General features: G+C 48.0%; 9 protein-coding genes. 2 read left to right on the top strand and 7 right to left on the bottom strand.

What is annotated here, in order from left to right:
• Positions 1-178: 178 nt before the first annotated feature.
• Complete coding sequence (locus HMPREF2696_RS08250) at positions 179-514, bottom strand: YbaB/EbfC family nucleoid-associated protein (protein WP_003678854.1); 336 nt, start codon at positions 512-514, stop codon at positions 179-181.
• Between the two features lie 90 nt (positions 515-604).
• Positions 605-2596 carry a DNA polymerase III subunit gamma/tau gene (dnaX, locus tag HMPREF2696_RS08245; protein ID WP_049337069.1) on the bottom strand — a complete coding sequence of 664 codons (1992 nt, stop codon included), beginning with the start codon at positions 2594-2596 and terminating at the stop codon, positions 605-607.
• Between the two features lie 198 nt (positions 2597-2794).
• Between dnaX and HMPREF2696_RS08240 the strand changes: the two genes are divergently transcribed.
• On the top strand, positions 2795-3508 hold the full coding sequence (locus HMPREF2696_RS08240; RefSeq protein ID WP_004519255.1) for an aldose epimerase family protein: 714 nt from the start codon (positions 2795-2797) through the stop codon (positions 3506-3508).
• Between the two features lie 58 nt (positions 3509-3566).
• On the opposite strand, the gene mltB is transcribed toward HMPREF2696_RS08240, so the two are convergent.
• From mltB to rpsF, 5 genes are all read right to left on the bottom strand, one after another.
• On the bottom strand, positions 3567-4646 hold the full coding sequence (mltB, locus tag HMPREF2696_RS08235) for a lytic murein transglycosylase B (protein WP_004519254.1): 1080 nt from the start codon (positions 4644-4646) through the stop codon (positions 3567-3569).
• 201 nt (positions 4647-4847) lie between these two features.
• Entirely contained in the window at positions 4848-5300 is a 453-nt protein-coding gene (gene rplI / locus HMPREF2696_RS08230) for a 50S ribosomal protein L9 (protein WP_003678862.1), read from the bottom strand.
• 16 nt (positions 5301-5316) lie between these two features.
• Positions 5317-5547: a 30S ribosomal protein S18 gene (gene rpsR / locus HMPREF2696_RS08225; RefSeq protein WP_003678863.1), complete on the bottom strand. Its 231-nt coding sequence runs from the start codon at positions 5545-5547 to the stop codon at positions 5317-5319.
• A 6-nt stretch (positions 5548-5553) separates the two neighbouring features.
• Positions 5554-5856 carry a primosomal replication protein N gene (priB, locus tag HMPREF2696_RS08220; RefSeq protein ID WP_198341478.1) on the bottom strand — a complete coding sequence of 101 codons (303 nt, stop codon included), beginning with the start codon at positions 5854-5856 and terminating at the stop codon, positions 5554-5556.
• Positions 5853-6224, bottom strand: a complete 372-nt coding sequence (rpsF, locus tag HMPREF2696_RS08215) for a 30S ribosomal protein S6 (RefSeq protein WP_004519252.1) — start codon at positions 6222-6224, stop codon at positions 5853-5855. Before rpsF ends, priB begins: the two co-directional genes overlap by 4 nt.
• Before the next feature lie 245 nt (positions 6225-6469).
• Here rpsF and hscA point away from each other — a divergent pair, with 245 nt between their 5' ends.
• Entirely contained in the window at positions 6470-8329 is a 1860-nt protein-coding gene (hscA, locus tag HMPREF2696_RS08210; RefSeq protein ID WP_004519251.1) for a Fe-S protein assembly chaperone HscA, read from the top strand.
• The last annotated feature ends 43 nt before the right edge of the window (positions 8330-8372 follow it).

The raw sequence follows: 8372 nt of genomic DNA, 5'->3' as shown, positions 1-8372 counted from the left end.
TCCCTGGTTCGAGCCCAGGTCGGGGAGCCAAATTTAAAAGCCTGAACTTCTGTTCAGGCTTTTTTACATCAATAAGGAACGCTTGTTCTTTCCCAAAGAAAGCCCATGAATCCTCATAATAAAAAAGGCCGTCTGAAACCCAAATCTGGCTTCAGACGGCCTTTTATTTATTTTTAAATCAACGGAAGAAGTCGCCCATGCCTGCCGGCAGGCCTTGGGTAAATGCACCCATGGTTTTGTTGGTCGTTTCTTCGGCTTTTTCAGAAGCGGCATTGATAGCGGCCAATACCAAATCTTCCAGCATTTCTTTGTCGTCTGCGGCTTCTTGAATCAAATCAGGGCTGATTTCAAGTTTGCGAACAACGTGCGAACACGTCATCACAACTTTCACCAAACCATTGCCTGCTTCACCTTCAACTTCGGTTTCAGCCAGCTTGGCTTGTGCCTTTTTCATGTTTTCTTGCATTTGTTGAGCCTGTTTCATCAGGCCGCCTAATCCGGCTTTTCCGAACATGTTTTACTCCTATGGGTTTGAATAAATGGGTTTCACTCATGCCGTCTGAAAAACGCTATTGCCTTTCAGACGGCCTTGTATGTCAGTATTTTAAGAATGCCCTACTAACTCTAAAGAATCCGGCAGCCATTGCGCTTCAAAGATTTGCAAAATTTTCTGCGCCGTTGTATCCGCTTCCAGCAAATCTTGCGCCTGCTGCCGTCCTTCTTCTTGAATACGTTTGCGGCGCATCACCGGCGTTTCCCAGCCTTTATCATCCTGCCAAGGCTCGGTTTGCAGCCTTAAATTGCCAAGATGGTAAGCCTCGCTCAACGTCTGGCAGATTTTGTCCAAGCGCTCTTTATTGGCAGTAGCTTTGGCCTCATCCGTCAACGACAGCATGATTAATCCTGCTTCCGTATCATAACTCGTCCATGCCGCATTTTGTGCCAACATCTGCGCCGCGCCTAATTTACGGGCAAATCGTTCGATAATGCTGTGCCAATTCTCAGTTTTAAACTCAGGCAAAGGAGCGAACTGAAGCTCTTCTTCATCTCCCTCCTCTTCTTCAGACACAACCGGCTGCAGTACTTCCATCACATCAGCACGGTGTGAATCTTCATATGCATATGCTTCATCAAAATACGGAGGTGGAATTTCCTCATCTATGTGCGGATATTCTTCCGGTTCAGGGGCCGTCTGAACTTTTGCAACAGGCAATGGCTCCGCAGTTTCTTGCATCTGCGCCGTTTGTGTTTGAGGCGGCTCAGCCGATACTTGGCTCGGCATGTCTTCCCAAGGCGGGACATCCCCCTGTTGTTGAGCAGACTGAATAGTTTCTTCAGACGGCCTTTCAACGATATCCTGTTTAGTCGGAACAGCCTCTTTCTCAACCGCCGGTGCTGCTATCGGCTCAGATTTCGGCAGCTGAAAAGGCTTTTTTTCGGCCTCAGCTTTCTGATGGTCGGAATGCAAATCCGTGTGTTCAATCTGACTTTGCGTATCGCAACCCGAAGCGGCCAACGGCGCAAATGCAAGCATGCGCAAAAGCGTCATGACAAAACCGGCATACTCGTCTGGAGCCAGCGGTAAATCCTGTTTACCATGAATAGCGCATTGATAATAAAGCTGAATCTGCTCGCCACTCAAAGCCTGACTTAATCGCTGCAAAGTTTCACGTTCAGGATCGTCATTTGCCAAGGCGGAAGGAATGGTTTGAATCAAAGCCAAACGTTGCAACAACATGGCCAATTCTGCCAACGCGCTGTCAAAACCAATCGCTCTGGCGGACATTTCCTGAGCCTTTTCCAGCAAGGCTTCCCCGTTTTGATTGATGATTCCTTCAAGCAATTCAAACAAGTATTGTTTATCGACCGCTCCGATCATCTGGCGGACATCTTGTTCGGCCACTTTACCCGAACCCATGGCAATCGCCTGATCTAAAAGGCTCAACGCATCGCGCATCGAGCCGGCGGCGGCACGGCCTAAAAGTTGCAAAGCCTGTGGCTGATAAGGAACGTTTTCACGATCCAAGACATGCGCCAAATGCTCGGCAACCTGCTGGGTTGTCATGTTGCGCAACACAAATTGCAAACAGCGGCTCAATACAGTAATGGGGACTTTATGCGGATCGGTGGTCGCCAAAATAAATTTAACGTGTTCAGGCGGTTCTTCCAAAGTCTTCAGCATGGCATTGAACGCGCTTTTGGAAAGCATATGCACTTCGTCGATGATATAGACTTTGTATTTACCCGCAGTCGGCGCGTATTGCGCGTTTTCCAACACTTCGCGGATATTGTCGATACCGGTATTCGATGCCGCGTCGATTTCCAATAGATCCACATAACGGCCGCTGTCGATTTGCGTACAGCTTTCACACTGACCGCACGGCTCACCATGCACGGCATTTTCGCAGTTCAGGCTCTTGGCCAAAATCCTGGCAATCGTGGTCTTACCCACACCGCGTGTCCCTGTCAGCAGATAGGCATGGTGCAGACGGCCTTCGTCCAGCGCGTTACGCAGGGCTTTGACGACGTGTTCCTGACCGACCAAATCGGCAAAGGTTTTCGGACGCCATTTTCGTGCAAGAACTTGATAAGCCATGTTGTTTCTCTACGGGAAATAAATCGGAAGGCCGTCTGAAAAGAATTCTCCGCTTTTCAGACGGCCTCAGAAAATGGCATATATTCTAGCATTTTTTTGATTTTTATTAAGGATTTTCTATCAAACCGACAGCGACAGCATGTCATTGCAATGTTAGAATGCTACATAAATGATAAGTAATTTGAAGTTTGAAACATCATGTCCGAAATCATACTACGCAACCAATCAGCCACTATGCAAGTAAATACAATGGGCGGATATATTGATTCCCTGATTCTAAAAGGATGGGAAGTCTTATTTCCGAAAACCAGCGTTCAAGTAGGCGATGACACAAAATTACGCGGCGGCATGCACGTCTGCCTACCTCAATTCGGACCTGACAGCAAAAATCATCTGGCCCAACATGGTTTCGGCAGAACTTCAGACTGGGAAATCCGCCATCAAAATGAATCAGATATCGGCTTAAAATTAATCAGCACAGAAAAAGGCTATGAACACGTCGAATGGTTGCTCGATTACAGTCTGCCTAACGAAAATGAAGCCATCGCCATCCTAACTGTCTGCAATTACGGCGAATCACCCATCCGCACGTCCCCAGGATTCCACCCCTACTTTACCGCCGCCGGCACACAATTTGATTTCAACGGCGCCCCATACGATGCCGACTATATCTCCCATACCGAATTTGTTTCCTCCGACCAGGATGCACACGTTGCATTTGACGGCTTGAAACTGGATATCCGTACCCACAATCTGCCTGTGTATGCCCTTTGGAGCGATCGAAACGGTCAATATACTTGTGCAGAGCCAACCGCAGAAGGCAATGCGTTTTTATCCCCTGCCCGAGGAGGACAGTTTGTTTCAGGACACAGCAAAAAACGTTACGCCATGAAAATCAGACTGATAGCTTAACCCCCTTTACAAATCCTCGATATTTAAAAACCACCCCAAAGGGTGGTTTTCTTATGGCTTACAGGCCATTGTTATTGATTGCATTCGCAATATCGCGTACCGCTGTTACATACATACGGCTGTGGTTGTATTGCCATACCGTGTAGAAGTTATTCAGACCCAAATAGTATTCAAATACGCCCGGGCTGGTCTCCAAAGCATACAGCACAGCTTTTTCATTATCGGCAATAGCAGCTTGAGGCACGACACCCAAAGCTTTGAAATCTGCGACAGTGCGCGTCAAGGCAGTTTTCTCATCGATAATCGCCTGCAAGTGCGGAGTAATCGTCAGACTTACCGGCACAACCATCTTACCGCCGGTCTGCCAGCCATGCTGTTTCATATAATTGGCGACAGAAGTCGCCACATCGCCAACATTATTCCAAATATCGCGATGACCATCACCATCATAGTCCACCGCCCATTTACGGTAGCTTGAAGGCATAAATTGCGGCATGCCCATCGCGCCGGCATAGCTGCCTTTGAAGTCAAAGATATTTTCTTTTTCTTCTTTTGCCATCTGCAAAAGTTCACTCAATTCATTTTGGAAAAACTCGGCACGGCGAGGATAATCAAAGGCCAATGTACTCAAGGCATCGGCAACGCGGAAGCTGCCTGTATTTTTACCATAATTGGTTTCAATCCCGAGAATCGCCACAATCAATTCGGCAGGTACGCCGTATTTGCGTGCCACATCATCAATTACGGCACGGTTTGCCGCATAGAATTGTCTGCCGCCATTAAATTTGGCTGCACCAGAGTTACCGGTGCGGAATTCATACCAAGGACGCGAAGTGCTTGGGCGGTACATAATGGTAATAATGTTGCCTTTATACACCACGCCATTAAAGAAATTGCGCAACTCTTCCGCACTGAAACGGCGATTTTTCACTTCATATTGGATAAACTGCTGAACATTGACGTTCTCATTAAAACCGCTGCTGGCAACAGATTCAGCCGCAGCATCAAATACAGGGCGTTTTGCAGAGGAAACAGGCTCGACAGGTTTTGCCGTATCAACAGCAGGCTTTTGCGGAGTGCCGCATGAAGCTAAAGCCAAAGCAGTCAAACCTATCCCAAAGATTTTGATTTTATTCATAAATAATCTCTTTACTAAATAATACGACAAACCCGAACACGAATGAATATTCGGCCAATACATCATCTCTTCCGCTATATTTCTAGACAGACTTAAAAATATAGACAAATCAATATTTACTTACTTCGGCTCAAGCAGATAAACAAGGCCGTCTGAAATTCAAGGAAACCCTTGATTTTCAGACGGCCTTGAATGAATCAATTACTCAGCGGCTGCAACAACAGCAACGGTAATTTTAGCAACAGCGTCAGTGTGCAGAGCTACTTCAACTTCGTATTCGCCAACAGCTTTCAACGGACCGTTAGGCAGACGTACGTTTGCTTTAGCAGCTTGGATACCGGCAGCAACAATCGCTTCAGCGATGTCAGCATTGGTAACAGAACCGAACAGACGACCATCAACACCGGCTTTTTGAGCAACAGTAATGGTTTGGCCTTCCAGTTTTTCTTGACGGGCTTTAGCATCAGCCAAGATTTCAGCTTGTTTGGCTTCCAATTCAGCGCGGCGTGCTTCGAATTCTTTCATGTTGGCTTCGGTTGCACGTTTTGCTTTACCGGCAGGGATCAGGAAGTTGCGTGCGTAACCGTTTTTAACGGTAACGATGTCACCCAAGTTACCCAGACCGCCGATTTTTTCTAACAGAATAATTTGCATGATTTAAACTCCAAAATTATTTGTGTTGATCGGTGTAAGGCAACAGAGCCAGGAAACGGGCACGTTTCACAGCAGTAGCCAACTGACGTTGGTAGTGTGCTTTAGTACCAGTAATGCGGGCAGGGATGATTTTGCCGTTTTCAGAGATGAAGTCTTTCAACAAATCAACTTGTTTGTAATCAACTTCTTGGATTTTTTCAGCCGTAAAGCGGCAGAATTTTCTACGTTTGAATGATTGACGAGCCATTGTCGTTTAACCTTTATATTCTTTAATGTTCTGTATGCGTAGTACCGGCTTGGGGAAGCGTTGGCTACGTTGCGCCAAAAAACCTTCCGACTCGATGATAGCATCTTGCCGATACTGCCATTCCTCAGCCTGCTTACCTAAAATCCGCGCGGGAATTTCAAATTTGACCAGACATTTCTGTCCGTTTTCTTCCTGCCAAGATTCATGTTGCAACACAATATCTAAAACAGGAATTCCTGCCGGCGTATATCTCAAAGGCTGAACCTGCAAGATACGGGCGGTAAGCTTAATCAGATTGTTCAATCTTATTCGGCTGCTGCAACTTCTTCAGCTGCACCGTTCAGCAAGTTTTTTGCTTTTTCGCCGCCCAGCATTGGGGAAGCTTCAGTTACAGCGTGTTTTGTTTTGATGGTCAGGTGACGCAGTACGGCATCATTGAAGCGGAAAGCAGTTTCCAGCTCTTCAACCACTTCAGGAGTAGTTTCGATATTCATCAAAACATAGTGTGCTTTGTGGATTTTATTGATTGGGTAAGCCAATTGACGACGGCCCCAGTCTTCCAAACGGTGGATTTTACCGTTGGCTTCAGTAATCATGGTTTTGTAACGCTCAACCATAGCAGGCACTTGCTCGCTTTGATCAGGATGAACGATAAACACGATCTCGTAATGACGCATGTTATCTCCTTATGGATGATTAAAAACAGCCTTTCACCATGCGAAGTAAAAGGCAAGGCAAAGAGGCTGAATTCTATCCGCATTTCTTAAAAAAGACAAGTCTGGATTCAAAATCCACTTTCTTTTCAATCAAAAAACAACATTAGGCCTTATGGTTATTTCCTAGCAAACTACTCAACTATCTGCCAAAAATCTGCTAAAATCTGCCCCATCCTAATAAATACAGCATCAGAAGGCACACAATCATGGCTCTTTTGCAGATTTCCGAACCCGGCATGTCCGCCGCCCCCCATCAACACCGCCTCGCCGTAGGCATTGATTTAGGTACAACCAACAGCTTGGTGGCCACCGTACGCAGCGGCAGCGCAGTCTGCCTGCCCGATTCAGACGGCCGCACCACCCTACCTTCGGTTGTCCGTTATTTGGATGGCGAAGTTGAAGTCGGCAAAAACGCCCTTTCCGCCCAAAAAACCGATCCGCTAAATACCGTCAGCTCCGCCAAACGCTTAATCGGCCGCACTCTTACCGACCTCGCACAAGAGACGCAATACCTGCCCTATCGATTTACACCCAATGAGCGCGTGGTCGAGTTAAACACACGTCAAGGTGCGAAAACGCCTATCGAAGTATCGGCAGAAATCCTCAAAGCCCTCAAATTGCGCGCCGAAGAAACATTAGGCGGAGATTTGGTTGGTGCTGTCATTACCGTACCTGCCTATTTTGATGATGCCCAACGTCAAGCCACCAAAGATGCCGCACGTTTGGCAGGCTTGAATGTCTTGCGCCTCCTCAACGAGCCGACTGCCGCCGCAATCGCCTACGGACTGGACAACGCCTCAGAAGGCACGTTTGTCGTTTATGACTTGGGTGGCGGCACATTCGACGTATCCGTATTGCAACTGACTAAAGGCCTGTTTGAAGTTAAAGCCACCGGCGGCAACAGCGCATTGGGCGGCGACGACTTCGATCATCGTTTGTTCTGCTACTTGCTCGAACAAAACGACCTTTCCAAACTCAACGAACAAGACAGCCAACTTCTGCTTTCCCTTGTCCGTACTGCCAAAGAAAAACTGACCACTCAAACCGAAGCCGTCATCGAGACCACGCTTTCAGACGGCCATAAAATTCATACCGTCATTACCCGCCAAGAGTTTCACAATCTGACCCAAAATCTGGTACAAAAAACCATCGAGCCCGTCAAACAGGCTTTGAAAGACGCAGGCGTGACCAAGGCAGATGTCAAAGGCGTGATTATGGTTGGCGGCTCTACCCGTATGCTGCACGTTCAACAAGCAGTTGCCACCTTCTTCGGACAAACCCCACTGAACAACCTCAATCCTGACGAAGTGGTCGCACTCGGTGCCGCCATACAGGCAAACGTCCTTGCAGGCAACAAAACCGACGGCGAATGGCTGCTGCTGGACGTTACCCCCTTATCGCTTGGTCTGGAAACCTACGGCGGCCTTGCCGAAAAAATCATCCCGCGCAACTCCACCATTCCTACCGCGCGCGCGCAGGACTTCACCACTTTCAAAGACGGTCAAACCGCCATGACAATACACGTCGTACAAGGCGAGCGCGAACTCGTTTCCGACTGCCGCAGCCTTGCCAAATTTACCCTGCGCGGCATTCCGCCCATGGCAGCAGGCGCAGCACGTATCCGCGTGACCTTCCAAGTTGATGCCGACGGTTTACTGTCCGTTTCCGCACAAGAACAAAGCACCGGTGTACAGGCACAAATCGAAGTCAAACCTTCCTACGGCTTGAACGACAGCACCATCACCCAAATGCTCAAAGACAGCATGAGCAACGCTGCCGAAGACATGGCAGCCCGCGCCCGAGCCGAAGCCGTAGTCGAAGCCGAAAGCCTGACCGACGCCGTCAACGCTGCTCTTGAATTGGATAGCGATTTATTGGAAGCTGAAGAATTGCAACAGATTCAACAAGACATCGCCAACTTGCAAGGCCATCTGAAAGACGGCAAAGCCGAAGACATCCGTGCCGCCGTTGCCAAACTCAGCCACAGCACCGACAACTTCGCCGCCAAGCGCATGAACCGCAACATCCAACGCGCGTTAACAGGGCAAAGCGTTGATAATATTTGATGCCTAAACAGTTTCAGACGGCCTCGGAAGATACAAAGGTCGT

The sequence above is a fragment of the Neisseria sp. HMSC058F07 genome (assembly GCF_001810035.1).
In the GTDB taxonomy this organism is placed as follows: domain Bacteria; phylum Pseudomonadota; class Gammaproteobacteria; order Burkholderiales; family Neisseriaceae; genus Neisseria; species Neisseria perflava.
This window is presented reverse-complemented; position numbering and strand designations above follow the sequence as displayed.